The organism is Pseudorhodoferax sp. Leaf274, from assembly GCF_001422445.1.
Taxonomy (GTDB): Bacteria; Pseudomonadota; Gammaproteobacteria; order Burkholderiales; family Burkholderiaceae_C; genus Pseudorhodoferax.
The window spans coordinates 20,476-46,010 of the sequence record NZ_LMNA01000011.1 but is presented as its reverse complement, the minus strand read 5'-3'; the positions used below and the strand labels follow the sequence as shown (position 1 = coordinate 46,010).

24 protein-coding genes and 1 riboswitch are annotated in these 25,535 nt (G+C 70.3%); of the genes, 12 read left to right on the top strand and 12 right to left on the bottom strand.

Annotation, left to right across the window (positions count from 1 at the left end; all coding sequences use genetic code 11):
- From ASF44_RS14090 to ASF44_RS14075, 4 genes are all read left to right on the top strand, one after another.
- On the top strand, positions 1 to 309 hold a 309-nt coding region (locus ASF44_RS14090; protein WP_156374505.1), incomplete at its 5' end, for a P-loop NTPase.
- 89 nt (positions 310 to 398) lie between these two features.
- Complete coding sequence (locus ASF44_RS14085) at positions 399 to 1,394, top strand: LysR family transcriptional regulator (RefSeq protein ID WP_056899861.1); 996 nt, start codon at positions 399 to 401, stop codon at positions 1,392 to 1,394.
- Between the two features lie 218 nt (positions 1,395 to 1,612).
- Positions 1,613 to 2,593, top strand: coding sequence for a tripartite tricarboxylate transporter substrate binding protein (locus ASF44_RS14080; RefSeq protein ID WP_056899860.1), 981 nt, complete (start codon positions 1,613 to 1,615; stop codon positions 2,591 to 2,593).
- A gap of 35 nt (positions 2,594 to 2,628) precedes the next feature.
- Positions 2,629 to 2,997 carry a hypothetical protein gene (locus tag ASF44_RS14075; protein ID WP_056899859.1) on the top strand — a complete coding sequence of 123 codons (369 nt, stop codon included), beginning with the start codon at positions 2,629 to 2,631 and terminating at the stop codon, positions 2,995 to 2,997.
- Here the strand turns inward: ASF44_RS14075 and ASF44_RS14070 are convergent.
- Positions 2,966 to 3,931 (bottom strand): tripartite tricarboxylate transporter substrate binding protein, encoded by a 966-nt coding sequence (locus tag ASF44_RS14070; RefSeq protein WP_056899858.1) that lies wholly within the window; start codon positions 3,929 to 3,931, stop codon positions 2,966 to 2,968. The genes ASF44_RS14075 and ASF44_RS14070 overlap by 32 nt on opposite strands.
- 46 nt (positions 3,932 to 3,977) lie before the next feature.
- Positions 3,978 to 4,895 (bottom strand): dihydrodipicolinate synthase family protein, encoded by a 918-nt coding sequence (locus ASF44_RS14065; RefSeq protein WP_056899857.1) that lies wholly within the window; start codon positions 4,893 to 4,895, stop codon positions 3,978 to 3,980.
- A 101-nt stretch (positions 4,896 to 4,996) separates the two neighbouring features.
- On the opposite strand from ASF44_RS14065, the gene ASF44_RS14060 reads away from it, so the two are divergent.
- A complete protein-coding gene (locus tag ASF44_RS14060; RefSeq protein WP_056899856.1) occupies positions 4,997 to 5,881 on the top strand; it encodes a LysR substrate-binding domain-containing protein in 885 nt (294 codons plus the stop codon).
- Positions 5,882 to 5,888: 7 nt separating this feature from the next.
- Here ASF44_RS14060 and ASF44_RS14055 read toward each other — a convergent pair whose 3' ends face one another.
- The 4 genes from ASF44_RS14055 to ASF44_RS14040 all read right to left on the bottom strand — a co-directional run bounded on the left by ASF44_RS14055 (position 5,889) and on the right by ASF44_RS14040 (position 10,534).
- Positions 5,889 to 6,686 carry an HAD-IIB family hydrolase gene (locus ASF44_RS14055; RefSeq protein ID WP_056899855.1) on the bottom strand — a complete coding sequence of 266 codons (798 nt, stop codon included), beginning with the start codon at positions 6,684 to 6,686 and terminating at the stop codon, positions 5,889 to 5,891.
- A gap of 59 nt (positions 6,687 to 6,745) precedes the next feature.
- A complete protein-coding gene (locus tag ASF44_RS14050) occupies positions 6,746 to 8,494 on the bottom strand; it encodes a hypothetical protein (protein ID WP_156374504.1) in 1,749 nt (582 codons plus the stop codon).
- A gap of 23 nt (positions 8,495 to 8,517) precedes the next feature.
- Positions 8,518 to 10,146, bottom strand: coding sequence for a peptide chain release factor 3 (locus ASF44_RS14045; RefSeq protein WP_056899853.1), 1,629 nt, complete (start codon positions 10,144 to 10,146; stop codon positions 8,518 to 8,520).
- A gap of 88 nt (positions 10,147 to 10,234) precedes the next feature.
- On the bottom strand, positions 10,235 to 10,534 hold the full coding sequence (locus ASF44_RS14040) for a DUF1161 domain-containing protein (protein WP_056899852.1): 300 nt from the start codon (positions 10,532 to 10,534) through the stop codon (positions 10,235 to 10,237).
- 51 nt (positions 10,535 to 10,585) lie between these two features.
- Here ASF44_RS14040 and ASF44_RS14035 point away from each other — a divergent pair, with 51 nt between their 5' ends.
- Positions 10,586 to 10,894, top strand: coding sequence for an MliC family protein (locus ASF44_RS14035; protein ID WP_162243809.1), 309 nt, complete (start codon positions 10,586 to 10,588; stop codon positions 10,892 to 10,894).
- Here the strand turns inward: ASF44_RS14035 and ASF44_RS14030 are convergent, their stop codons facing one another.
- The gene (locus ASF44_RS14030; RefSeq protein ID WP_056899850.1) at positions 10,895 to 11,680 is read right to left on the bottom strand and encodes an IclR family transcriptional regulator C-terminal domain-containing protein; all 786 of its coding nucleotides are present in this window, start codon (positions 11,678 to 11,680) and stop codon (positions 10,895 to 10,897) included.
- Between the two features lie 167 nt (positions 11,681 to 11,847).
- On the opposite strand from ASF44_RS14030, the gene ASF44_RS14025 reads away from it, so the two are divergent.
- From ASF44_RS14025 to ASF44_RS14015, 3 genes are read left to right on the top strand one after another with little or no spacing between them, the layout of a single operon-like run.
- Entirely contained in the window at positions 11,848 to 13,251 is a 1,404-nt protein-coding gene (locus tag ASF44_RS14025; RefSeq protein WP_056899849.1) for an MFS transporter, read from the top strand.
- A 39-nt stretch (positions 13,252 to 13,290) separates the two neighbouring features.
- Positions 13,291 to 14,124: a shikimate dehydrogenase gene (locus ASF44_RS14020; RefSeq protein ID WP_056899848.1), complete on the top strand. Its 834-nt coding sequence runs from the start codon at positions 13,291 to 13,293 to the stop codon at positions 14,122 to 14,124.
- Between the two features lie 10 nt (positions 14,125 to 14,134).
- A complete protein-coding gene (locus ASF44_RS14015) occupies positions 14,135 to 15,337 on the top strand; it encodes a lyase family protein (RefSeq protein ID WP_056899847.1) in 1,203 nt (400 codons plus the stop codon).
- Here the strand turns inward: ASF44_RS14015 and ASF44_RS14010 are convergent.
- Entirely contained in the window at positions 15,318 to 17,438 is a 2,121-nt protein-coding gene (locus ASF44_RS14010; protein ID WP_082524772.1) for a bifunctional diguanylate cyclase/phosphodiesterase, read from the bottom strand. The genes ASF44_RS14015 and ASF44_RS14010 overlap by 20 nt on opposite strands.
- Positions 17,439 to 17,651: 213 nt before the next feature.
- Positions 17,652 to 17,730, top strand: a riboswitch (S-adenosyl-L-homocysteine riboswitch).
- A gap of 74 nt (positions 17,731 to 17,804) precedes the next feature.
- Between ASF44_RS14010 and ahcY the strand changes: the two genes are divergently transcribed.
- The 3 genes from ahcY to metF are packed head-to-tail and all read left to right on the top strand — an operon-like array spanning position 17,805 to position 20,871.
- Entirely contained in the window at positions 17,805 to 19,253 is a 1,449-nt protein-coding gene (gene ahcY, locus ASF44_RS14005) for an adenosylhomocysteinase (protein WP_056899845.1), read from the top strand.
- A 17-nt stretch (positions 19,254 to 19,270) separates the two neighbouring features.
- Positions 19,271 to 20,029, top strand: a complete 759-nt coding sequence (locus ASF44_RS14000) for a TlyA family RNA methyltransferase (RefSeq protein ID WP_056899865.1) — start codon at positions 19,271 to 19,273, stop codon at positions 20,027 to 20,029.
- A complete protein-coding gene (gene metF / locus ASF44_RS13995) occupies positions 20,026 to 20,871 on the top strand; it encodes a methylenetetrahydrofolate reductase [NAD(P)H] (RefSeq protein WP_056899844.1) in 846 nt (281 codons plus the stop codon). Before ASF44_RS14000 ends, metF begins: the two co-directional genes overlap by 4 nt.
- Positions 20,872 to 20,880: 9 nt before the next feature.
- On the opposite strand, the gene ASF44_RS13990 is transcribed toward metF, so the two are convergent.
- From ASF44_RS13990 to ASF44_RS13975, 4 genes are read right to left on the bottom strand one after another with little or no spacing between them, the layout of a single operon-like run.
- Positions 20,881 to 22,182, bottom strand: a complete 1,302-nt coding sequence (locus ASF44_RS13990; protein WP_056899843.1) for a hypothetical protein — start codon at positions 22,180 to 22,182, stop codon at positions 20,881 to 20,883.
- A gap of 16 nt (positions 22,183 to 22,198) precedes the next feature.
- Positions 22,199 to 23,686: an ABC transporter substrate-binding protein gene (locus ASF44_RS13985; protein WP_056899842.1), complete on the bottom strand. Its 1,488-nt coding sequence runs from the start codon at positions 23,684 to 23,686 to the stop codon at positions 22,199 to 22,201.
- Between the two features lie 52 nt (positions 23,687 to 23,738).
- Positions 23,739 to 24,548 (bottom strand): ATP-binding cassette domain-containing protein, encoded by an 810-nt coding sequence (locus tag ASF44_RS13980; protein ID WP_082524771.1) that lies wholly within the window; start codon positions 24,546 to 24,548, stop codon positions 23,739 to 23,741.
- Positions 24,545 to 25,531 carry an ABC transporter ATP-binding protein gene (locus ASF44_RS13975; RefSeq protein WP_056899863.1) on the bottom strand — a complete coding sequence of 329 codons (987 nt, stop codon included), beginning with the start codon at positions 25,529 to 25,531 and terminating at the stop codon, positions 24,545 to 24,547. Before ASF44_RS13975 ends, ASF44_RS13980 begins: the two co-directional genes overlap by 4 nt.
- Between the last annotated feature and the right edge of the window lie 4 nt (positions 25,532 to 25,535).

The following is a 25,535-nucleotide window of genomic DNA, read 5'->3' as shown; positions in this document are numbered from 1 at the left end:
CTGGGCCTGGTGGAGAACATGGCCGTGCACGTGTGCAGCCAGTGCGGCCACCAGGAGCACATCTTCGGTGCGCACGGCGGGCAGAAGATGGCCGCCGAGTACCAGCTTGACTACCTGGGCGCGCTGCCGCTGGCCATGGCCATCCGCGAGCAGGCCGACAGCGGCACGCCCACGGTGGTGGCCGAGCCGGACGGCGAGTTGGCCGGCATCTACAAGGCGGTGGCGCGCCAGGTGGCGGTGGCGATTGCGCAGAAGAACAAGGACTTCTCGTCCAGGTTCCCGACAATCAAGGTGTCCAAGGACACCTGAAGGGCCATGGCCCCCACGCTCCGCACTGCGTGTCGTCGCTGCCCCCCCGGGGGGCACTCGGTCGCCTTGGGGCGGCCCGGCGGCGGCCGATGAACCTGGCCTCGCTGCGCTACCTGGTTGCGCTGCACGAGCACCAGCATTTCGGGCGTGCGGCCCTGGCATGCCACATCACGCAGCCGGCGCTGTCCAACGCATTGCGCGCGCTGGAACAGGAACTGGGCGTCCCCATCGTCAAGCGCGGCCGCACCTATGCGGGCCTCACGCCCGAGGGCGAACACGTGCTGGCCAGCGCGCAGCGCATGCTGCACGAGCGCGAGCGGCTGCAGCAGGAGATCGACAGCACGGCCGGGGCTCCCGTCGGCCGGCTGCACCTGGCCGCCGTGCCCACGGCCGTGCCGATCCTGGCGCGCTTCGCAGCGCTGTTGCAGGCGCGGCACCCGGGCATCGTGCCGTCGGTGCGTTCGCTGAGCTCGCCCGAGATCGAAGCCGGGCTGGACGGGCTCTCCCTGGACCTGGGCCTGGGCTACACCGACCGGCTGCAGACCGCGGGCGTGCCGCGCCTGGCGGCGCTGCCCCAGTACACCGAGCACTACTTCCTGCTGCGCCGGCGCGCCGGCCCGGCGGCCGCCGGCCTGCAGATCGGCACGCCGCTGACCTGGGCCGAGGCGGCGCGGCTGCCGCTGTGCCTGCTGACGCCGGAGATGCACAACCGCCACGTGATCGACCAAGCCTTCGCCGCCGCGGGCGTGGTGGTGCAGCCTGTCGTCGAGACCAACTCCATCAGCGCGCTGGCCCCGGCCGTGCTGGCCGGCGAAGTCGGCAGCGTGATGCCGGGGGCCCTGGTGGGGACGCTGCGCGGGGAGGGAACGCTGGAGGCCTTGCCGCTGGTCGGCCCGGAGCTGCGCACGCCCATCGGCTTCATGCTGTCGCCAGGCGGCCAGCCCACGCGCACGCAGCAGGCCGCGCTGGCCCTGGCGGGCGAGGCCGGCTGGCTCGCCACCGCGGCGGCGCACAGCGGGCGGCTCGCCGCGCCGCCGGCGGGCCTGGCGGACGCTGCGCAGGCTGCAGGTCCACGCCGCGCCTGAGCCGTGGCCCGGATGGCAGCCCCGCGCGCGTCCGGCGCCACGCACGGGAACGGCGTGCGCCGGTCGGCGCTGCCCCGCGTGAGCGCGGCAGCGCGGTCGGATGCCGCTGCGGGCCGCAGCGCCATCGGCGGCGCGCGCCCCGGGACATCACCGATGCGCGCGCTCGGCAGCTCGTGTTCAATGGCCCGCTTTGCACCGCCACGATGAGAGACCGCTCCATGTTCCGCCGTTCCTTGCTGGGCGCCGCCGCGCTCGCCTCGCTGACCACGCTCGTGGCCCCCGTCACCGCCCAGGCCCAGGCCTGGAAGAATTTCCCCGACAAGCCGATCAAGCTGGTCATCGCCTTCCCCGCCGGTGGCCCGACCGACATCACCATGCGCTCGCTGGCCGACAACGCGGCCAAGGTGCTGGGGCACCCCGTCATCATCGAGAACAAGCCCGGCGCCGGCGGCACGCTGCCCGCGCAGGCGCTGCAGACGGCGCAGGCGGACGGCTACACCATCGCGCAGATCCCGCTGGGCGTGTTCCGACTGGGCTACACCACCAAGATCAACTGGGACCCGATCAAGGACATCAGCTACGTGATCAACGTCACCGGCTACGCCTTCGGTGTCGTGGTGCCGGCCAACAGCCCCTTCAAGACCTGGGCCGACTTCGTGGCCTATGCCAAGGCCAACCCCGGCAAGCTGACCTACGGCTCCACCGGCACGCTGACCAGCCCGCACCTGACGACCGAGATCATCGCCCAGCAGGCCGGCATCGAACTGCAGCACGTGCCCTACAAGGGCAGCGCCGACCTCATGCTGGCCGTGGTCAGCGGCCAGCTGATGGCCGCCGTCGATTCCACCGGCTTCGCGCCGCAGGTCGAGGCCGGCAAGCTGCGCGTGCTCAACACCTGGGGCGAGAAGCGCCTGCCCAAGTTCCCCGATGCGCCCACGCTCAAGGAGCTGGGCTACGACATCGTGCAGAACTCGCCCTTCGGCATCGGTGCGCCCAAGGGCACGCCGCCGGAAGTCGTCAAGCGCCTGCACGACGCCTTCAAGAAGGCCATGGAAGAGCCCAGCTACGTGGCCACGCTGGCCAAGTACGACATGCTGCCCGACTACAAGAGCACGGCCGACTACACCAGGTTCGCGCAGGAGACGGTCGCGCGCGAGAAGGTCGTCATCGAAAAGCTGGGCCTGGCCAAGCCGCAGTAAGCCACAGGCCGGCGCGGGCGCGGCATCATCGCGTCATGTCCGGCGCCCATCCACCCGAGCTTTCCGAATGGCAGGTCGTGCACGTGCATCCGCACGCGCCGGCCAAGCCTGCGCATGGCGCGCCGTGCAATGGCTGCGGCATGTGCTGCCTGCTGGAGCCCTGCCCGTTGGGCATGCTGCTGTCGCGGCGCAGGCGCGGCGCCTGCAGCGCGGTGCGTTGGGATGAAGGCCAGGGCCGCTACCTGTGCGGCGCCTTGAGCGCGCCGGCCGAGGTGCTCGGCGCCCGCTGGCTGGCACCGCTGGCGCGGCGCTGGATCGCCGCCGGCATCGGCTGCGATGCGCGCTTCAGCATCGCGCCCGATGCCCAGGAGGTCACTCCGGCTCGATCCCCGCCGCCCGGATGATCTTGCCCCAGCGCTCCAGCTCGCCGAGCTGGAACTTCGCCAGTTCCTCCGGCCCCATGAAGGCCGCTTCCTGCCCGGTCTTCTCGATCACCTGCTGCACGTTCGGTGCGGCCAGGGCCTCGCGCACCAGGGCCGCCATCTTCTGCACCACGGGCGCGGGCGTGCCGGCCGGCGCGTACAGCGCGTTCCAGTAGCCGAACTCGTAGCCCGGCAGCGACTCGTTGATGGCCGGCACCTCGGGCGCCAGCGGCGAGCGTTTGGGGCTGCTCATGCCGAGCGCGCGCAGCTTGCCGGCCTTGACCTGCGGCAGGCTGGTCGTGAGGTCCACGATCATGAGGTCGATCTGCCCGCCCACCAGGTCGAGCACGGCCGGCGGGTTGGCCTTGTAGGGCACGTAGTTGAACTTCGTGCCCGTGGCCTGCTGGAACAGCTCGGTCGCGATCTGCGCCGAGGAACTGCCCGAGCCGTAGTTCAGCTTGCCCGGCTGGGCCTTGGCCAGCGCGACGAGTTCCGACACGTTGTTCGCCTTGATCTGCGGGTTCACCACCAGCGCCAGGTAGCCGCGCGCCAGCAGCGACACGGGCGCGAAGTCCTTGATCGGGTCGTAGGCGATCTTGCGCAGCAGGTGCGGATTGGCCGACTGCGTGGTGTTGGTCGTCATGAACAGCGTGTAGCCGTCCGGCTGCGCCTTGGCCACGTACTGCGCCGCAATGCTGCCGAAGGCGCCCGCGCGGCTTTCGACGATGACGGGCTGGCCGCTCAGCCGGGTGATCTCGGCGCCCACCGCGCGCGTCAGGCCGTCGGTGGCGCTGCCGGGCGTGGAGCCGATGACGATGGTGATGGGCTTGGCCGGAAAGGCCGGCGTCTGGGCCGAGGCCAGGGGGGCGATGCAGGCCGTGCAGGCGAGCGCGATCAGCGCGCGACGTGTGCGCATGGTGGTGTCTCCGGTGAAGTTGAAGGGGAACGGGAAGGCGGCCGGGTCAGCGCAGCAGGTTCCAGCCGGCCAGCAATGCGCGCAGCTGTTGCTGCTGGGTGTCGGTCAGCGGCCAGGCCGAGGGCGCCCGCGTGGCGCCGCAGTCGTTGCCCATCAGCTGCAGGGCGCTCTTGACCACGGTGACGTTGGTGCCGTTGTTCTCCTGCGCGCGCAGTTCCTCGAACGGCAGCATCTGCTCGATCAGCCGCATGGCCAGCGACTGGTCGGCGGCCTCGAGCGCGTTGTAGATCGCCACCGAGCGCTCGGGCAGCACGTTGATGAGGCCCGAGGTGAAGCCGCGCGCACCCACCGCGTAGAACGGCGGCGCCCACACCTCGGCCAGCCCGCCGACCCAGGCCAGCTGCCGGTCGGCCGTGCGGCGCATGGCGGCGGCCAGCACCAGCGGCGTGGGCGAGGCCCACTTGATGCCGACCACCTCCGGGATGCGGCACAGCGCCTCGATGGCGTCCAGGCCGATGTTCTCGTTGCGCAGGTACAGCACCAGCGGCAGCCCGGCGCCGGCCTCGGCGATGCGCTGCACATAGGCCAGCACGCCGCGCGGCGAGACGAAGGGGTCGGGCGGCTGGTGCACCATGAGCGCGTCGGCGCCGGCGTCGCGCGAGACGCGTGCCAGCGCGCAGGCCTCGCCCACGCTGCGGCCCACGCCGGCCAGCAAGGGCACGCGGCCAGCCACGCAGTCGGCCGCGATGGCCACGGCGCGCTCGGCCTCGGCCGCCTGCAGGCCGTAGAACTCGCTGGTGTTGCCATTGGCCACGAGCACCTGCACGCCGGCTTGCACGGCGCGGTCGACCACGGGCTTGAGCGGCGCGGCCACCACCCTGTCCTGCGCGTCGAACGGCGTGACCAGGATGCCGGAAATGCCGTCCAGCGCCTGGCGCAGTGCGGGACCTTGGAACGAAGGCATGGGGAGGACTCCAGGAAGCGGTGAAACGGGGTGCTACTCTAGAAAGCGGCCGCCGCGCCGTCCAATCCAATCCGTCGATCCCGCCATCCAAGTTCTGAATCGTGTTCCAGCTCTCGCAACTGCGCTGCTTCGTCGCCGTCGCCACCGAACTGCATTTCGGCCGCGCCGCCGTGCTGCTGCACATGACGCAGCCGCCGCTGACGCGCCAGATCCAGCTGCTGGAGCACGAACTGGGCGTGCAGCTGCTCGAACGTGCCGGCGGCACGGTGCGCCTCACGCCGGCCGGCACCAGCTTCCTGCGCGAGGCCGAGGACATCCTGCGCCGCAGCCAGGCCGCCATGCTGGCCGCGCGCCGCGCCATGCGGGCCGATGCCGGCACGGTCACGCTGGGCTTCATCGCCGCGGCCAGCTTCGCGCTGCTGCCGCAGGTGCTGGGCGCGGTCCGTGATGCGCTGCCCGATGTGGAAGTGGTGCCGCGCGAGTTGCAGACGGTGGACCAGCTCGACGCGCTGGCCGCAGGCCGCATCGACCTCGGCATCGTGCGGCCGTTCGCGCCGCGCAGCTTCGCGGCGTCGTGCGTGCTGTTGCGCGAGCCGCTGTTGCTGGCCGCGCCCACGGGCCACGCCATGGCGCACGGCGATGCCGCCGCGCTGGCCGAGCTGCAGGGCCAGTCCTTCATCGGCTACTGCCCCTCGGAGACCCGCTACATCTACGAGCTCATCGCGGGCCGGCTGCGCGCCGAGGACGTGGCGCCGGAGACCGTGCTGACGCTGAGCCACACCCATTCCATCCTGGCCATGGTCGATGCGGGCTGGGGCGTGGCGCTGGTGCCGGCCTCCGCGCAGCGCCTGGGCTACGCGAACGTCGCGTTCCGCCCGTTGCGCGAGCCTGCCGGCCTACATGCCGAATTGCACCTGGCCTGGCGCGCGCAGAGCCGGCATGTCGTGGCCGACACCGTGCGCGAGGTGCTGCAGCGCAGCCTCTGACCGGGGTTCAATGCCGCTGCGCCAGCACCAGGCGCGCGAACTCGGCGAAGCCGGCGCCGCGCTCGCCCTGCGCCACGAAACGCGGCAGGTGCGCCAGCTGCGGCACGAAGCGCGCGATGTTGGCCACGCCCACGCTGTTCTCGAAGGCCTCGAACATGCGCGCGTCGTTGGTGGAATCGCCCACATAGGCCCAGCGGCCCATCTCGGCGTCCAGGTCGCGCTGCCAGAGTTCGCGCACGATCCAGCGCGCGCCTTCCAGCTTGTCGTGCGTGCCGAACCAGCCGTTCACATGGATGGAGCTTACCGTGGCGTGCAGGCCGGCCTGGCGCATGGCCTGCACGACAGCGTCGATCTGCGCCGCGTCCAGCCGCGCGAACTCGCTGTGGTCGATGGCGATGTCGGTCTCGCGCCCACCGGAGTCGGTGGCGCGCCGCGCGCCGGGAATGCCGTGCTCGACCAGCGCCAGCACCTCCTGCATGCGTGCGAAGTTCGCGGCGCGCGTGGCGGCGTCCTGCACATAGCGCTTGTCCACGCGGCCATCGGCCTGCCGCAGCAGCGCCACGGCGCCGTTCTCGGCCACGATGGCATCGACCGGCCACTGCGCCGCGAACGGCAGGCTCCAGCCGACCGAGCGGCCCGTGACGGCGACCACCGCCAGGCCCGCCGCCTGCAACCCAGCCAGGGCCTGCAGCGCGTCAGGCGTGATCGCGCCTTCGGTCGTGAGCGTGTCGTCGATGTCGGTGAAGACGCCGCGCAAGGCCCGCGAGATGGATGGGGGCCAGCTGTCGGGCTGCAGGGGTGTCATCGGCTGCCCGGCATGGGCGCCTGCACCCCTCGATGGCACGTGGCCAGCGGGTTCGATGCTCATGGCTGGGCCGGGGCCTTCAACCGGTACACCTGAACGCTGCCTTCGCCGTGCAGCAGTTCGAACCAGTCACGGAAGGCAAGCTGCGTCACGACGCCGGGGACGCGCTCCGTGTCGATCACGAGTGCATCGAAGTGCTGGCTGGACAGCTTGCGGTGCATCTCCGGCGCGGGCAGGCTCTGCACATCCCGGTAGCGCCAGGGGCCGAACACCTCGCCCCACACAGGCTGCGGCGCGTAGTAGAGAGAGTCTTCGACGCCAAGCTGGTAGATGCGGCCAGCGGGATGTGCCCGCAGATGTTCCCAGACGCCGTAGCCGCGCACCTTGGCGTGCAGCAGGGACGCTCTGGCCTCGGGCGTTGCCGCGATGCCCTTGCCTTGCTTGCCGACGGTGGCGACAGCCCCGGTCGCGGCTGCCGCCAGCAGCAGCCAGGCCGCTCCACGACCCAGCCGCTTCCAACGTGCCGATGGCGCCGGCACGCGGCCGAGCAACTGCATGGTCGCCGCCGCGGACAGCAATGCCAGCAAGGGATAGGCCATCATCAGATAGCGCGGATAGCGTGAGCTGACCAGCCAGACGAGCAGCATCCACCCGCTCAGCCACATGGCGCCGCGCGCTGTGGCGGATTGCCGCAGTGCAGGCAGCCACGGTGCGAGCAGTGCGGGCCACAGCAGCCAGGAGGGCAGTCCGGCGTTGCGCCGCAGGTCGGCGAACTGGCCCTGATGGTCAGCGGCGTCCCAATCTGTGAAGCCGAAGACGGGGCCGCCGATCGGGTTGAACGGATCGCCCGTCGCGATCGCATTGCGCACGTACCAGTACGCACATGGCAGGGCCAGGCTGGCCGCGGCAACCAGCAGGGTCGAGGCCCGCCGGTCGTGCCGCAGCAAGACCAGCGCGAAGAAGGGCAACAAGGCGAGCGGCTGGTACTTCGACCCGACCGCGACGCCCATCAGGAAGGCAGCCAAGGCCAGCCAGCGCCGGTCGCGGCCGCTGCTGCGCCATTGCTCGAACGCCACGGCGGCGGTCAGCACGAACAGGGCCACGCCCATGTCGATGTACGCGCTGTCGTACTCCCCCTTGGTCAGGACCAGCCAGACGATGGCGGCCACGCAGCCCACCATGCGGCTGGCGTGGCGGGTACCCAGTCCGAGGATCAGCCAGGCGGTGAGCCACCCCGCTGTCGCATGGAACAAGTGCGGCAGGATGTCATTGCCGAACAGCAGTGCTGCGGCGTAGAGCAGGTCGAAGTTGTACGGGAACCAGGGGTAGCGCAGCCAGGGGTTGACCTGCAGCCGGCCGGCTTCGGCCCATTGCTGCGCGTGCGGAAGGTGGTACATGAGCTCGTCCCATGCCTGCGGCGGGGCCAGGGGCCGCGGCAGCAACGAGACCAGCACCAGCACGAGGCAGGCCCATGCGACCCGGTCGCCAAACCCTGGCGCGGGCAGTGCGGGCGACGGCGGAGCGGTGCGTCGCCGCACCTGCACCAGCTGGTGGCACGCGACCAGCAAGCCCGACACCCACAGCGCAACGACCGTGGGCGCAGCCAGCCATCCGAAGATGGCGATGGCCTGCAGGACACAGATGGCGATGCCCAGTCCGGCGGCGACAGCGAATGGTGTCGCCAGGCCCGGTGCCAGCGGCGCAGACCTGCCCATGCGCATGAGCAGCAGGTGGCCAGCGCCCCAGCACGCCAGCAGGATGGTGCCCAACAGGGCATAGTGCCCGAGTCCAAAGAGCAGTGTCTGCATGGCGTCGACAGTGACGGAGACGATCAGCCCGCGTTCTGCAGCGCCAGCCCCGCGTGCTCGCGCAGCGGGTGGAAGTGGATCTTGGGAAAGCGCTCCTGCGCCAGCCGCACGTCGTACGGCGAGGTGCACAGGTAGGCCAGCGTGTCGGCCGCGTCGCGCGCCATGCGGGCGGGGTAGGCGTCGACGAACTGGCGCAGCTCGGCCGGGGTGTCGGCCGTGATCCAGCGCGCGCCGGTGTACTGGCAGCCTTCGAGCCGGATGTCGGCGTCGTACTCGGCCTTCAGGCGGTGCTGCACCACCTCGAACTGCAGCTGCCCCACGGCGCCCAGCAGCATGGCGCCGCCGGCCTCGGGCTTGAACACCTGGATCGCGCCTTCCTCGCCGAGCTGGGCCAGGCCCTGCTGCAGCTGCTTGGTGCGCAGCGGGTTGCGCAGGATCACCGTCATGAACATCTCGGGCGCGAAGAAGGGCAGCCCGGTGAACTGCAGGTTCGCGCCGTCGGTGATGGTGTCGCCCAGCTGCACGCCGCCGTGCGTGGTGAAGCCGATGATGTCGCCCGCGTAGGCCTCGTCCACCGCTTCGCGGCGCTGGCTCATGAAGGTGACGACCGAGGTGGGCCGCAGCTCCTTGGAGGTGCGCTGCACCTTCAGCTTCATGCCCGGCACGTACTTGCCCGAGGCCATGCGCACGAAGGCGATGCGGTCGCGGTGGTTGGCGTCCATGTTGGCCTGCACCTTGAACACCACGCCGGCGAAGTCCTTGTCCTCGGGCTGGATCTCCTTGGTGACGGGCTGGCGGTTGACCAGCACCGTGCTCACGCGCGGCTGCGGCGAAGGCGCCAGGTCCACGAGCGCGTCCAGCACCTCCATCACGCCGAAATTGTTGACACCCGAGCCGAAGAACACGGGCGTCTGCTTGCCGGCCAGGAAGGCGTCGTGGTCCCAGGCGGGCGAGGCGCCGGTGGCCAGCTCCATGCTGTCCATGGCGGTGTCGAACTCGTGGCCGAAGCGGGCCTGCAGGGCCGCGCGATCGGACAGTGGCATGGCCTCGAAGTCCTGAGGCCGGCGCTCGCTGCCGGACTCGAACACCGTCATGGCCTGGGTGCGCAGGTTGATGATGCCGCCGAAGGCCTTGCCCTGGCCCACGGGCCAGGTCATGGGCACGCAGGGCATGCCGAGCTCGCGCTCCACTTCGTCGAGGATGTCGAGCGGCTCGCGCACCTCGCGGTCCATCTTGTTGACGAAGGTGATGATGGGCGTGTCGCGCTGGCGGCAGACCTCGATCAGCCGGCGCGTCTGTGCCTCCACGCCGTTGGCCGCGTCGATCACCATCAGCGCCGAATCCACAGCCGTGAGCACGCGGTAGGTGTCTTCCGAGAAGTCCTTGTGACCGGGCGTGTCGAGCAGGTTGATCACATGGTCGCGGTAGGCCATCTGCATGACCGAGCTTGCCACCGAGATGCCGCGCTGCTTCTCGATCTCCATCCAGTCGGAGGTGGCGTGGCGGCTCGCCTTGCGTGCCTTGACCGAGCCGGCGATCTGGATGGCGCCGGAGAACAGCAACAGCTTTTCGGTCAGCGTCGTTTTCCCCGCGTCGGGGTGGGAAATGATGGCGAAGGTGCGGCGACGCCGGGTTTCGGAGGCGAAGGACAAAGCGCGGTTCCAGGTGAGGGGGCGGGCGGCGCGGCGGGGGCGCGGCCGGGAAAACCGCTATTTTCGGGCAAACCCGTGGCCCTGGCTTTCAGCGGCCGCAGCGGCCATCCACCGGCGTCGAGCCGTCGCGGCATTCGGTGAGGATCGCCGTGTCGCTGCGGGGCGGCACATCGGGCTGCGTGTAGACGATCTTCCGGCGCCCCATGGCGCAGCTGCCCACCACCTTGCCGGCTGCGGGCTGTTCTGCCTCCACCACGCTGACCACGGGGTTGGCGATGCCGCCGGCGCGGATGCGCGCCTCGATGCCGGCGCGCAGGTCTTCGCAGTTGTCGGCGGCATGGGCACCGGCGGCCAGCAGGCACAGCAGGGGGATCGGCCAGGATGTCATGGGCACGAGTGTCTCACTGCAAGAATGCCGCGGACGAAAAAGGAGGGCCGGATGCCGCATGGATGGATGTTGCCGCGGGGGGCCGTGGTGGTGTTGCTGGCCGCGCTGGCCGCGCTGGCAGCCTGCACGCCGGTGCGCGCGCCGGCCGTGGCCTACGCCTGCGAAGGCGCGGTGCGCTTCGAACGCGACCACGCGCTGGTGGCGCTGCCGGGTGGCGACGGGGCGCGGCTGGCGCAACAGGCCAGCGCTTCCGGCTTCCTGTACGCGGGCGCCGGCTACCATCTGCGCGGCAAGGGCAAGGCCGCCCAGTGGACCGTGGGCGAGGCCGCGCCGCTGTCCTGCCTCGTGGTCGGCCCTTGATCAGATCAGGTTGCGCATGGCCTGCGCGGTCTCGCGCAGCACCGGCAGCACACGGGTGACGGCGTCTTCGCTGCTTTCGTGGCCCATGGGCATGGTGATGTTGAGCGCGCCCACGACGTCGCCGTTGCGGTCGCGCAGCGGCACGGCGATGCCGCGCGAGTTCAGGTCCAGCTGCTGCTCCGACAGCGACCAGCCCTGCGCCCGGATGCGCGCGAACTCCAGGCGCAGCCGGTCCTTGCTGGCGATGGTGTGGGGCGTGAACACGCGCAGTTCGTGCGTCTGCAGCCAGTGCTCCGTCTCGCCCTCGGGCCGCAGCGCCAGCATCAGCGTGCCTGAGGCCGTCAGCTGCGCCGGCACGCGGGCGCCCAGCACGTAGCCGGTGTTCATGCTCCGGTTGGGGCCGTTGCGCGCGATGTAGACCACGTCGTCGCCGTCCAGGACCGCCAGGTAGGCGGTCTCGTGCGTCCCGGCCGCCACGCGCTGCAGGAACGGCTGCACCACGCGCGGCAGCCGCGCCGACTCCAGGTACGACTGCCCCAGGCGCAGCACGCGCGGCGTGAGCCAGAACAGCTTGCCGTCGCCGGCCACGTAGCCCAGGTGCTGCAGCGTGAGCAGGTAGCGCCGCGCCGCGGTGCGCGTCATGCCGGTGCGCTGGCCGATCTCGCTGGCGGTCATGCGCGGGTGGGCATCGTCGAAGGCTTCGATCAGGCCCAGGCCGCGGTCCAGCCCGGCGATCCAGTCGCGCCGCTGCAGGCCGGCGGGCACCGCGTCAGAGGGGTCAATCATCGGTGAAAACCCTTGCTTTGATCGATAATCGCGCGATATTGTTCGATTATCGAACGTTTGCGCCTCTTCCAAGCTGTTCGATGCGGGGGTGTCCTCTTTAGAGTTCGGTCCGTCGCACCGGTAGTGCGATTGTCGAACGACTTACCGTTTTCATCAGGAGACAGACCATGAGCACCGCAACCGCTGCGCACGAGCCGCAGGGCCGGCACCAATCCAAGAAGGCCGCAGCCAGCGGCTGGATCGGGTCCGCGCTGGAGTATTACGACTTCTTCATCTACGCCACGGCAGCGGCGCTGATCTTTCCGCAGATCTTCTTCCCCAAGGGCGACCCCGGCATCGCCATCATTGCCTCGCTGGCCACCTACGGCGTGGGCTACGTGGCCCGCCCCATCGGCGCCTTCGTGCTGGGCCACATCGGCGACACGCACGGCCGCAAGAAGGTACTGGTCTGGTGCATGTTCCTGATGGGCTTCTCGACCATCGCCGTCGGCCTGCTGCCGACCTACGAGCAGATCGGCCTGTGGGCGCCGTTCCTGCTGGTGGTGTGCCGCCTGATCCAGGGCTTCGCCGTCGCCGGCGAGATCTCGGGCGCCAGTTCCATGATCCTGGAGCACGCGCCGTTCGGGCGCCGTGGCTTCTTCGCCAGCTTCACGCTGCAGGGCGTGCAGGCCGGCCAGATCCTGGCCGCCGCCGTGTTCCTGCCGCTGGCGCACTACATGCCCGAGGAGTCGTTCAACACCTGGGGCTGGCGCATTCCGTTCCTGCTGTCCTTCATCGTGATCGTGGCTGGCTACATCATCCGGCGCGAGGTGGACGAGACGCCCGCCTTCACCGACAAGAGCGTGCAGCAGCAGCGCGCCCGCTCGCCCATCGTCGACGCGTTCAAGTACAGCTGGCGCGACATGCTGCGCGTGGTGCTGATGGCGCTCATGAACGTGATCCCGGTCGTGGCCACGATCTTCGGCGCCGCCTATGCGGTGCAGCCGGCCTACGGCGTCAACTTCGCCAAGGACGTGTACCTGTGGATTCCCGTGATGGGCAACATCCTGGCCGTGGTGGTGATCCCTTTCGTGGGCAACCTGTCCGACCGCATCGGCCGCAAGCCGCCGCTGATCGTGGGTTCGCTGCTGGCCGGCCTGCTCGCCTTCGGCTACCTGTACGCCATCAGCATCCACAACGTGACGCTGGCCATCTTCATGTCGCTGCTGATGTGGGGCGTGGTCTACCAGGGCTACAACGCGGTGTTCCCGAGCTTCTACCCCGAGCTGTTCCCCACGCGCACCCGGGTGTCGGCCATGGCCATCTCGCAGAACGTGGGCACGGCCATCACCGCCATGCTGCCGGCGCTGTTCACCGTCGTCGCCCCGCCCGGCGCGCAACACATCTGGCTGACCGTGGGCGCCATCGCCTTCGGCATCACGGTCATCGCCGCGCTGGCGGCCGCGAGCGCCCGGGAGACCTTCCGCATCCCGATGCTGGATCTGGGCCGGCCCGACGCGCAGCCCGTGCCGCTGGACGAATACCACCGCCAGCGCGATGCGGCCGTGGCCCAGGGCCGCGCCAGCGCCTGACAATCGCCCATCCGATCACGAACGCACCGCACACATCCCATGATCTCCGGCAAGACCACGCTGATCGCCCACCTGGGCTACCCCACGGCCACCTTCAAGGCGCCGATGATCTACAACCCCTGGTTCGACCAACAGGGCATCGATGCCGTGGTCGTGCCGATGGGCGTGCTGCCCGAGGACTACGCGGTCTCGCTGCGCCAGATCATGCGTTTCTCCAACCTGCGCGGTGCGTTGATCACGATGCCGCACAAGGTCGTGACGCTGGACCTGGTCGACGAGGCCACGCCCACGGCGCGCATCGCCGGTGCCTGCAATGCCGTGCTCAAGCGGCCCGACGGCAGCCTGCTGGGCGACATGTTCGACGGCGCCGGCTTCGTGCGCGGCGTGCAGCGCAAGGGCCGCAGCTTTGCCGGCGCGCGCGTCCTGGTGTCGGGTGCGGGCGGCGTGGGCTCGGCCATCGCGGCATCCATCGCCCAGGCCGGCGCGGCCGAGCTGGCGCTGTTCGACGCGCGTGCCGAATCGGCCGACGCGCTGGCCGCACGGCTGCGCCAGCACTATCCCAGCCTGGTGGTGCGCACCGGCAGCAAGGACCCGGCTGGCTTCGACATCGTCGTCAACGCCACGCCGCTGGGCATGCAGGAGGGCGATCCGCTGCCGTTCGACATCGACCGCATCGCACCGTCCGCTTTCGTCGGCGAGGTGGTCATGAAGAGCGAATACACGCCGCTGCTGCGCGCCGCCATGGACAAGGGCTGCGCCGTGCAGGTGGGCACCGACATGCTGTTCGAGCAGATCCCGGCCTACCTGGAGTTCTTCGGCTTCGGCACCACCACCGCCGAGGCGTTGCGCGCCGTGGCCAAGCTGCAGTACTGAACCTCCGTTCGTGAGCATCTTCGAGGGCTACCTCTCCACTTCCGAGGCGGTGGCCGCGTTCAGCGGTCCCGGCGTGGTGGCGGCGATGCTGCGCTTCGAGGCGGCCCTGGCCCAGGCCCAGGCCGACGAGGGGCTGATGCCGCAGGCCATCGCGCGCTCCATCGTCGGCACCTGCCGGGTCGAGCTGTTCGACGTCGAGAAGATCGTGCGCGACAGCGGCCGGGCCGGCAGCGTCGCGATCCCGCTCATCAAGGCGCTGCGCGAGGCCGTGGGCCTGTTCAACGCCGAGGCGGTGGAGTGGACGCACTTCGGCAGCACCAGCCAGGACGTGATCGACACCGCACTGGTGCTGGTCACGCGCGATGCGCTGGCCCTGGTCGATGCCGACCTGCAGCGCTGCACCGAGACCTTGCTGGCGCTGGCCGAGCGACACGCCGACACCCCCATGCTGGCACGCACGCTGATGCAGCCCGCATCGGTCACCAGCCTGGGCTTCAAGTGCGCCGACTGGGCCGCGCCGCTGGTGCGTGGCGGGCAGCGCCTGCAGCAGGCCGCGGCACAGGCGCTGCAGCTGCAGCTGGGCGGCGGCGTCGGTACGCTGGCGCAGATGCAGGTGGACGCGCAGCGCGCGGCGGCCGTGCGCGCGCGGGTGGCCGCGGCCCTAGGCCTGCGCGACGGCGGTGGCGCCTGGCACACCCAGCGCGACGACTGGGTCGCGCTGGGCTGCGCACTGGGCCTTCTGGCCGGCAGCCTGGGCAAGCTGGCGGCCGACCTGGCGCTGCTGGGCCAGCACGAGGTCGGCGAACTCATGGAGCCGGCCGAGACCGGCCGCGGCATCTCCACCGTGATGCCGCACAAGCGCAACCCGGTCGCGTCCATGGTGGCGCTGGCGGCGGCCCAGCGCGTGCCGCAGCGTGTCGCGGCGCTGCTGGCCGGCATGGTGCAGCAGCACGAGCGCGCACTGGGCGCCTGGCAGGCGGAGCAGGCCGAATGGTCGTCGCTGTGGATGGCTGCGCACGGCGGCCTGCGCGCCCTGGCCACGGCCTTGCCGGGCCTGCGCGTCGACACGGCGCGCATGCAGGCCAACATCGACAGCGTGTGCGCCGAACTGCCGGGCGAGACCGTGCGCGCATGGTTCGCGCCGGCCCAGGTGGCCATGGCCGGCGTACAGGCACGCCAGCGCGTCGCCGAACTCAGGCGCGCGGCTGGCTGAACCAGGCCTCGAACTGCTCGGCCGGCATGGCCTGCGCGAACAGGTAGCCCTGCGCGTAGTCGCAGCCGGCCTCCAGCAGCAGGTCGCGCTGCGCCGGGGTCTCCACGCCTTCGGCGATGACGGCGATGCCGAGCTGGTGGGCCATCACGATCATCGCCTTGCACAGCGCCAGGTCGTTGGACCGCGGCGCGAGTCCGCCCACGAAGGACTTGTCGATCTTGATGAAGTCGATGTCGTAGCGCTGCAGGTAGGCCAGCGAGCAGTAGCCCGTGCCGAAATCGTCCAGCGATACGCTGATGCCCGCTTCGCGCAGCGCCATCAAGTGGTCGGCCACGTTGGCGCTGGGGTCCAGCAGCAGGCTTTCGGTGATCTCCACCGCCAGCGCATGGCGCGGCAGCTGCCATGCCGAGAGTTCGCGCAGCCACTGCGTGCGGTCCTCGTCGGCACGGTGGAACTGCACAGGCGACTTGTTGACGCTGATCTGGAAGCGCGCATCGAGCCGCGCACGCCACAGCTGCGTCTGGCGCGCCGCCTCGCGGAACACCCATTCGCCGATCTGGACGATCATGCCGTTGGCCTCGGCGATGGGCACGAAGTCCACCGGCGCCATGCGGCCGCGTTGCGGGTGGCTCCAGCGCAGCAACGCCTCGGCCATGTGCACGGCGCCGCTGGCCAGCGCCACGATGGGCTGGTACTCGACGCTGAACTGCCGCGCCGGCAGCGCGCCGTGCAGGTCGTTGGCGACGCGGGCCCGCAGCTGGGCGCCTTCCTGCAGCGCCGGCGTGAAGTAGCCAAAGCGGTTGCGGCCGCCGTCCTTGGCCACGTAAAGCGCCTGGTCGGCCTGGCGCAGCAGGTCGTCCACGCTCTGGCCGTCGCCGGGATAGAAGGTGATGCCGATGCTGGCGGTGACGAACGCGGCCTCGTCGCCGATGTGGAAGGCCCGCGCCATCTCGCGCAGGATGGCCTGCACGATGCGCTCGACCTCGCGTGCGTCGTGCAGTTCGGGCAGCACCACGGTGAACTCGTCGCCGCCCATGCGCGCGACGGTGTCGGAAGCACGCACGCAGCTGCCTAGCCGCTGCGCGGCCTCGATCAGCAACCGATCGCCGCCCTCGTGGCCCAGGGTGTCGTTGACGGCCTTGAAGTGGTCCAGGTCGATGAACAGCAGGGCGAGCTGCCGCCGCTCGCGGTCGCAGCGCAGCATGTGCTGGCCCAGGCGGTCGCGCAGCATGCGGCGGTTGGGCAGGCCGGTCAGCGCGTCGAAGTTGGCCTGGTGCCAGATCAGTGCCTCGGCCTTCTTGCGCTGCGTGATGTCGGTGTGCGTGCCCACCATGCGCAGCGGCCGGCCCTGTGCGTCGCGGCCGATCACCATGCCGCGCGTGAGGATCCATTTCCACGAGCCGTCCGCGCACAGCACGCGGTGCTCGTTCACGTAGCTGGGGGCGCTGCCATCGAGATGGGCCTGGCGGTCGCGCAGCATCTGCGCCTTGTCGTCCGGATGGGTGCGCTGGTCCATGCCGCGCGGCGACAGGCGCGGGTCGTCCTCCGCGAAGCCGTACATCTCCAGGCAGCGGCGCGACAGCTGGGCCAGGCCCTCGGCCAGGTTCCAGTCCCAGACGCCATCGCCCGTGCTTTCCAGCGCGAGCTTCCAGATCTCGTCGCGCTGGCGTAGTTCGGCCTCGGCACGCACCCGCTCGGTGATGTCCTCTACGGTGCCCTCGTAGAACTGGATGCTGCCCTCGGCATCGCGCACCACGTGGGCGTTCTCGCTGACCCAGATGCGTTCGCCCGTCTTGTGGCGGTAGACCTCGGAGACGAAGCCGCGCACATAGCCCTGTCCGTCCAGCAGTGCCCGGAACGTGGCGCGCCGCGTCGGGTCCACATACCAGTCGCGGCCGATGTCCTGCATCACTGCCAGCAACTCGGCCTCGTGCGCGTAGCCGTTCAGGCGAACCTGGGCCGGGTTGGCACGGATCTGGCGGCCATCGGGCGAGGAGCGGTAGGCCCCGATGGGCAGGAAGTCGAAGAGGGTCGAGAAGTCGGCGGCCTGCGCCGGCGTGGCGGCGGGCACCGGTGTGCTCGGTGGGGCGTCGGGTTTCATGGGCGGCGTATTGTTCCGACCAATCCTGCAGGTGGGTCCACGCAATCGTGCACTTTCGCACGGTATGGGCTGGGGCCTGTCTTGTGCCTGGGGCAGGGCGTACGACCCGCGCGTGCCACTTCCACTTGCGCCGGTGGCTGGCATGGCAGACGGCGCGGCGCGGGGCGCTGCGCGCGCGGTTGCCGCCACGGCCGACGCTCCTATAATCCGCCGCTTCCGAGGAGCGTTGCAGCGCCGCCCGACACGAGGTGGCGCGAGGCTCGGATTCCATTTGCAACGACGCTCGCCCACGCTCCGTGCGGTGAGTCCTCTTCCCCCAAGCGTGGTCGTCTTCAACCTGTCCCTGCCCGGGACCACGGAGCCGTCATGAACGCCCCAGCCTCTTCCAAGCAACTGTTGAACGCCGATTGCGCCATCGCCGACCTGGGCCTCGCCGCCTGGGGCCGCAAGGAAATCGCCATCGCCGAGACCGAAATGCCCGGCCTCATGGCCATCCGCGAGGAATTCGCCAGGGCCCAGCCGCTCAAGGGCGCGCGCATCACGGGATCGCTGCACATGACGATCCAGACCGCCGTTCTGATCGAGACGCTGCAGGCACTGGGCGCGCAAGTGCGCTGGGCTTCGTGCAACATTTTCTCGACGCAGGACCACGCGGCCGCCGCCATCGCCGCGGCCGGCACGCCGGTGTTCGCCATCAAGGGCGAATCGCTGGTCGACTACTGGGACTACACCCACCGCATCTTCGAGTTCGACGGCAAGAACGACGGCCCGAACATGATCCTGGACGACGGCGGCGATGCCACGCTGCTGATGCACCTGGGTGCCAAGGCCGAGACCGACATCAAGTCGCTGGGCCGTGCCAAGAGCGAGGAAGAAAAGATCCTGCACGCCGCCATCAAGGCCAAGCTCAAGGAAGACCCGACCTGGTACAGCCGCCGCCTGAAGAACATCATCGGCGTGACCGAAGAGACCACCACGGGCGTGCACCGCCTCAACGAGATGTCGGCCAAGGGCACGCTGCAGATGCGCGCCATCAACGTCAACGACTCGGTGACCAAGAGCAAGTTCGACAACCTGTACGGCTGCCGCGAGTCGCTGGTGGACGGCATCAAGCGCGCCACCGACGTGATGATCGCCGGCAAGGTGGCCGTGGTGGCCGGCTACGGCGACGTGGGCAAGGGCTCGGCCCAGGCGCTGCGCGCGCTGTCGGCCCAGGTCTGGGTGACCGAGATCGACCCGATCAACGCGCTGCAGGCCGCCATGGAAGGCTACCGCGTCGTGACCATGGAGTACGCCGCCGACAAGGCCGACATCTTCGTCACGACCACCGGCAACAAGGACGTGATCCGCTACGAGCACATGGTGGCCATGAAAGACCAGGCCATCGTCTGCAACATCGGCCACTTCGACAACGAGATCGATGTCGCCGCGCTGGAGAAGAACTGCCAGTGGGAAGAGATCAAGCCGCAGGTCGACCACGTGATCTTCCCCAAGGTCGGCCGCAAGCCGGGCAAGCGCATCATCCTCCTGGCCAAGGGCCGCCTGGTGAACCTGGGCTGCGGCACGGGCCACCCGAGCTATGTGATGTCGTCCTCGTTCGCCAACCAGACCATCGCCCAGATCGAGCTGTTCACCAAGCCCAAGGAATACAAGGTCGGCCAGGTCTACGTGCTGCCCAAGCACCTGGACGAGAAGGTCGCCCGCCTGCAGCTGTCCAAGCTCGGCGCGCAACTGAGCGTGCTGACCAAGGAGCAGGCCGCCTACATCGGCGTGCCGGTGCAGGGCCCTTACAAGCCCGACACCTACCGCTACTGATGGCGGCGGGCCTGGGCATGCGTGCCGACCAACTGCTGGTGGACCGCGGCCTGGCCGCATCCCGCTCGCAGGCCCAGCGGCTCATCGCCGCGGGCCTGTCCTGGCGCGTCGGCAACGGTCCCTGGAAGGCGGTGGCCAAGAACCGCGACGAGCTGCCGGAAGCGGCCGAGCTGCAGCTGGCCGACGCGGCCGAATCGCGCTACGTTTCGCGCGGCGGGCTCAAGCTCGAAGGCGCGTTGCAATCGAGCGGCATCGACCCGACCGGCCTGGTGTGCCTGGACGTGGGCCAGTCCACCGGCGGCTTCACCGACTGCCTGCTACAGCACGGTGCGGCGCATGTCGTGGGCGTGGACGTGGGCCACGGCCAGGTCCATGCACGCGTGCGCGCGGACGAGCGCGTGGACTGCATCGAGGGCGTCAACGCCCGCGCGCTGCAGGCCGAAGACCTCGGCGATGCGCTGCCTGCAGAGGGCTTCGGCCTCATCGTGGGCGACCTGTCCTTCATCTCGCAGACGCTGGTGCTGCCGGCCATCGTGCCGTTCCTGGCCGACGACGGCGCGCTGCTCATGCTGGTCAAGCCGCAGTTCGAGCTGCAGCCCGGGCAGGTGGGCAAGGGCGGCATCGTGCGCGACGAGGCCATGTACCCCATCGTGCGCGAACGCGTCGAGGATTGCTGCACCGGGCTCGGCCTGGCCGTGGCCGGCTGGTGGGACAGCGCGATCAGCGGGGGCGACGGCAACCGCGAGTTTTGGATCCTGGGGAGAAAGAAGACATGAACACGGGCACCCAGCCGGCCACGCCGGTCAGCTACGAGTTCTTTCCGCCGAAGACGCCCGAAGGCGCGGTCAAGCTGCGCGGCGTGCGCCAGGCGCTGTACGCGCGCAAGCCGCAGTTCTGCTCGGTGACCTACGGCGCCGGCGGCTCGACGCAGCAGGGCACCTTCGGCACCGTGGGCGAGATCCTGGCCGAGGGCGTGGACGCGGCCTCGCACTTCTCGTGCATCGGCGCCACCAAAGAGACCGTGCGCACGCAGCTGGCCGAGCTGCGCGCGATGGGCGTCAAGCGTCTGGTGGCGCTGCGCGGCGACCTGCCCAGCGGCTACGGCGCGGGCGGCGAGTTCCACTACGCCAGCGACCTCGTGGCCTTCATCCGCGCCGAGACGGGCGACGCCTTTCACATCGAGGTGGCGGCCTACCCGGAAGTGCATCCGCAGGCGCGCTCGCCCGAAGCCGACATGCAGGCCTATGCGGCCAAGGTGCGTGCCGGTGCGGACTCGGCCATCACGCAGTACTTCTACAACGCCGACGCCTACTTCCGCTTCGTGGAGGACAGCCAGCGGCTGGGGCTCGCAGTGCCCGTGGTGCCGGGCATCATGCCCATCGGCAGCTCCACGCAGCTCATGCGCTTCTCGGACGCCTGCGGTGCCGAGATCCCGCGCTGGATCCGCTTGCGCCTGCAGGCCTTCGGCGACGACACGGCATCGATCAAGTCCTTTGGCCTGGATGTGGTCACGACGCTGTGCGAGCAGCTGCTGCGCGGCGGCGCGCCGGGGCTGCACTTCTACACGATGAACCAGTCGGTCGCGACGCTGGAGCTGTGCCGGCGGCTGGGCCGGTAGGCGCCGCCGTCAGTCGATGCCGAGCGCCGCCGCCAGCGCGTGGCCCTGGCGCTCCAGCCGGCGCGAGGCCGGCGACAGGCGTGCCTGCTGCTGCACGAGGTTCTGCGCTTCGGCCAACTGGCCGCCCCGCGCGAGCGCGTCGATGTAGATCTGCTGGAACAGGTCGCGCTGCGCATGGCTGCCGCCGATCTCGCGCAGCCGGGGCAAGGCCAGCGCCAGCGCACGGGCCGCGTCGGCATGCTGGCCGCGCGCGTGGGCCACCAGGCCGTGTGCGGCCGGCAGGGCGACTTCGCGCCAGGTGGTGTCGGCGGCGGCGTGCCGCTGCAGGTTGGCCAGCAAGGCATCGGCCTCGGGGCGGCCGGCGCGGGCCAGGCCGTACAGGTACTGCAGGTCGAGGAAAGCCAGCACCTGGTCGGCCACGCGCGGCGCCAGCCAGGTCGCCAGCGCCTGCCAGCGCGGGCCCACGTCGGTGCCCGCCAGCTCCAGCCGCGCCAGCAGCGAGACGGCGTTGATCTGGTCCTGCGAGTACGCCGGCAGCACGCCCCAGACCTGTTCGTCGTAGAGCCGCAGCGCGTCGTCGAACCGTTCCAGCTCGATCGCGAACAGCGCGGCGTGCCACCAGTTGTGCGTGCGCATGAAGGAGTTGAGGCCGGCCCAGTGCGGCGCCATCTCCGCCATGAACTGCTGGCCCTCGGCAAGCCGGCCTTCGGTCAGCATCACGTGCGCGAGCGCGTGGTGGGCCCAGGGTTCGCCGGGCTCGCCGGCCAGCGCCTGCTGCGCGGCGGCCTCGGCCTCGCGCAGGTAGTGGCACTGCTCCCAGCCGAAGGCCAGCATGCCGTGCAGCTGCGGCACATCGCCGGCGGCGGGCAGCACTGCGCGCGCGAGACGCAGCATGCCGGGCGCATCGCCGCGGTTGAACAGGTGGTACTGGCCGAGCTTGAGCGACACCAGGTCGCGCGGGAACTCGGCGGCCTGCTCGACGTGCAGCGCGATGGCGCGGTCGATGTCGCCGGCCACCCAGGCGGCGGTGGCTGCCACGAAGCGCTGTTCGCGCGGCGTGGCCTGCGCTGCCGCAGCCTGTGCGCGCGCCACATGCGGCCTGGCCGCGGCCGGCGCACCGGGCGTTTCCGCGAACATCTGCAGCGCGGCGGCGTAGGCCTGCACGATTGCGCCGGACTCCTGGTCGGCGATGTCCAGCAGCCGCACCGCGCGCGGTTCGTAGCGCAGCAGGCCCTGGACGAAGTCGTCGACATGGTCGAGGCTGGCCGCGTCGGCCAGCGTGACGGTGTTGCCCAGGCTGTCGACCGGCATGCCCGTCAAGCCTCGCTCAACCCCAGGACAGCGCGCCGAGGTCGTTGGCGAAGATCGGCAGGCTGGCCCACAGGCCCTTGACGTTCTTCTTCGCGATCGTGGGGAACTGCGGCTGGTACAGGAAGCCGTTGGCCGCGTCCGTGGCCAAGAGGCGCTGGGCCTCGCCGAGCAGCTTGTTGCGCTCGGCCAGGTTGCCCGTGGCCATGAGCTTGTCGTACACCGCGCGGAACTCCTTGGAGTCGTAGCCCCAGTAGTAGTCGGGCTTGGCGTAGTTGTTGAGGTCGAACGGCTCCACGTGCGAGACGATGGACAGGTCGAAGTTGAAGCCGCCGCCGTAGGTGCCCGACAGCCACTGCGCCCACTCGACGTTCTGCGTCTTCACGCTGATGCCGATCTTGGCCAGCTGCGCCGTGATGACCTCGCCGCCCTGGCGCGCGTAGGGCGGCGGCGGCAGCGTCATGGTCAATTCCAGCGGCGTCTTGATGCCGGATTCGGCCATCAGCTTCTTCGCCTTGTCCAGGTCGAAGGGGTTGATGCCCGTGGTGTCCACATAGCCGGGCGCGCCGGGCACGTAGTGGCTGCCGATGGGCGTGCCGAAGCCGTCGGCCGCGCCTTCGATCACGGCCTGGCGGTCGATCGCGGCCAGGATGGCGCGGCGCACGCGCACATCCTTGAGCGGGCCGCGCCGGTGGTTGAAGGCCAGGATGGTCTTGGCGCGCGAGCCGGCCAGGATGGTCTGGAACTGCGGGTTGTTCTTGAACTGCGCCACCACGCGCGTGGCGATGCGCGGGAAGGCGTCCACGTCGCCAGCCAGCAGCGACGCGGCCTGGGCGGCCGGGTCGGAGATGAAGCGAAAGCCGATGCGCGAGAGCTTGGCCGCGGCCGGGTTGCGGTAGGCCGGCCACTTGCGCAGCCACAGGGCCGAGCCCTTGTTGTAGCTCTCGAGCTGGTACGGGCCGGTGCCCACCGGCTTGGCGGCATTGGTGTCCACGCTCTTGGGCTCGACGATGACGGCCGTGGCCTGGCCCAGCGCGAACGGCAGGTCGGGGTCGATCTCCTTGTTCAGCAGCACGACGGTGTAGTCGTCCACCGCCTGCACCGACAGGTTGGCGAAGGTGCGCTTGTCCTTGTTGGTGCTCTTCTCGCCGCCGGCGCGCTCGTACGCGAACTTGACGGTCTGGGCATTGAAGGGCTCGCCGTTGTGGAACTTGACGTCCCTGCGCAGCCGGAAGGTGTAGGTCTTGAGGTCGGGCGAGACATCCCAGCTCTCGGCCAGCAGCGGCACGACGCGGCCGTCGGGCTGGATCTTGGTCAGCGTCTCGTAGATGCTGTAGAGCGTGACCTCGGCGATCGAGGCGGCGGCGCTGACGGTCGGGTCCAGGCCCGTGGGTTCCAGTGTCATGCCCAGCACCATGGCATCCTTGCGGTTCTGGGCAAGGGCCGGCAGCGCGGCGGTGAGGGCGCCGGCGGCGCTGGTGGTCAGGACGGTGCGGCGGTTCAGCATGTCATCGCTCTCCAGGAAAGAAGGCTTGCAGGAAAAACGGCCGGACCATACCTCAAATCGGTCGCCGGTCCGGTGGTTCGGCGCGCGGCACGGCCGCCAGCAGCGCCTGGGTGTAGGGGTGCTCGGCGTGCCGGAACAGCCGGCTGGTCTCGCCGCGTTCGACGACGAGGCCGCGGTGCAGCACGCAGACCTCGTCGCACAGGTGGTGCACCACGGCGAGGTCGTGGCTGATCAGCAGGTAGCTCACGCCGTAGCGCTCGCGCAGGTCCTGCATGAGGTTCAGCACCTGGGCCTGGACCGACACGTCGAGCGCGCTGACGGGTTCGTCGGCCACGATCAGCTGGGGCCGGGTGATCAAGGCGCGCGCGATCGCGATGCGCTGGCGCTGGCCACCCGAGAACTCGTGCGGGTATTTGTCGAGGTCGGTGCTGCGCAGGCCGACGGCGTCCAGCATCTCGGCGGCGCGCTGGCGCTGTTCGCTGCGGCTGGAGCCGGCCAGCGCGGCCAGCGGCTCGGCCACGATGCGGGCCACGGTCTGGCGCGGGTCGAGCGAGCCGTAGGGGTCCTGGAACACCATCTGGAAGTCGCGCCGCGCGGTCTTCAGCGCACCGGTGCCCAGCTGGTGCAGGTCCTGGCCCAGCAGGCGCACGCTGCCGCTGGTCGGCCGGTCCAGCGCCATGACCAGCCGCGCGATGGTGGACTTGCCCGATCCCGATTCGCCCACGATGCCCAGGCTGCGGCCGGCTTCGAGCGTGAAGCTCACGCCGTTGAGCGCGCACACCATCGGCGGCGGGCCGAACAGGCTTTCGCGCGGCATGGCGTAGTGGCGCACGAGGTCCTGCACCTGCAGCAAGGCCGTCATGCCGGCGCTCCCGCGATCTCGCGCAGGCGGATGCAGCGCACGGCATGGTCGTGCGGCAGCAGCGTCGGCGGCGGGGGCGTGGCCTCGCAAGCGGGCACCGTGTAGGCGCAGCGGCCTGCGAACGGGCAGCCCGGCGGCAGGTCGACCAGCTCGGGCACGCTGCCGGCGATGGTCGCCAGGCGCTGGCCCTTGGCTGCGCCGAGTGCCGGACGCGCCGCGAACAGGCCCTGCGTATAGGGGTGTGCGCGCTCGGCGAACACCGCCGCCGTGGGCCCGCTCTCGACCACGCTGCCGCCGTACATGACCAACATGCGCGAGACGGTCTGCGCGATCACGCCGAGGTCGTGCGAGATCAGGATCAGCGCCATGCCGCGCTCGGCCACGAGCTCGGCCAGCAGGTCGAGGATCTGCTTCTGGATGGTCACGTCCAGGGCCGTCGTGGGCTCGTCGGCGATCAGCAGGTCGGGCCCGCAGGCCAGCGCCATCGCGATCATGATGCGCTGGCGTTGGCCGCCCGAGAACTGGTGCGGGTAGGCGTCCAGGCGCTGCGCCGCGTCGGGGATGCCCACGCGGTCGAGCAGGGCCAGCGCCTCGCGCCGCGCCTCCAGCTTGGACAGGCCGCGGTGCAACCGCAGCGGCTCGGCCACCTGGCGCGCGATGGTGTGCACCGGGTTCAGCGCCGTCATGGGCTCCTGGAAGATCATGCCGATGCGGTTGCCGCGGATCTGGCACATCGCGGACTCGGGCAGGCCCACCAGTTCCTGGCCGCCAAAGCGGATGCTGCCGCCCACGCGCGCGTTGGCTGGCAACAGGCCCATCAGCGACATCACGGTGATGGACTTGCCGCAGCCCGATTCGCCGACGATGCCCAGCGTCTCGCCGCGGGCCAGGCCGAAGGAGATGCCGCGCACGGCGTCGGCCGGGCCGCGCTGCGTGGTGAGGCCGATGCGCAGATCGCGCACCTGGAGCAGGGGTTCGGTCATCTCG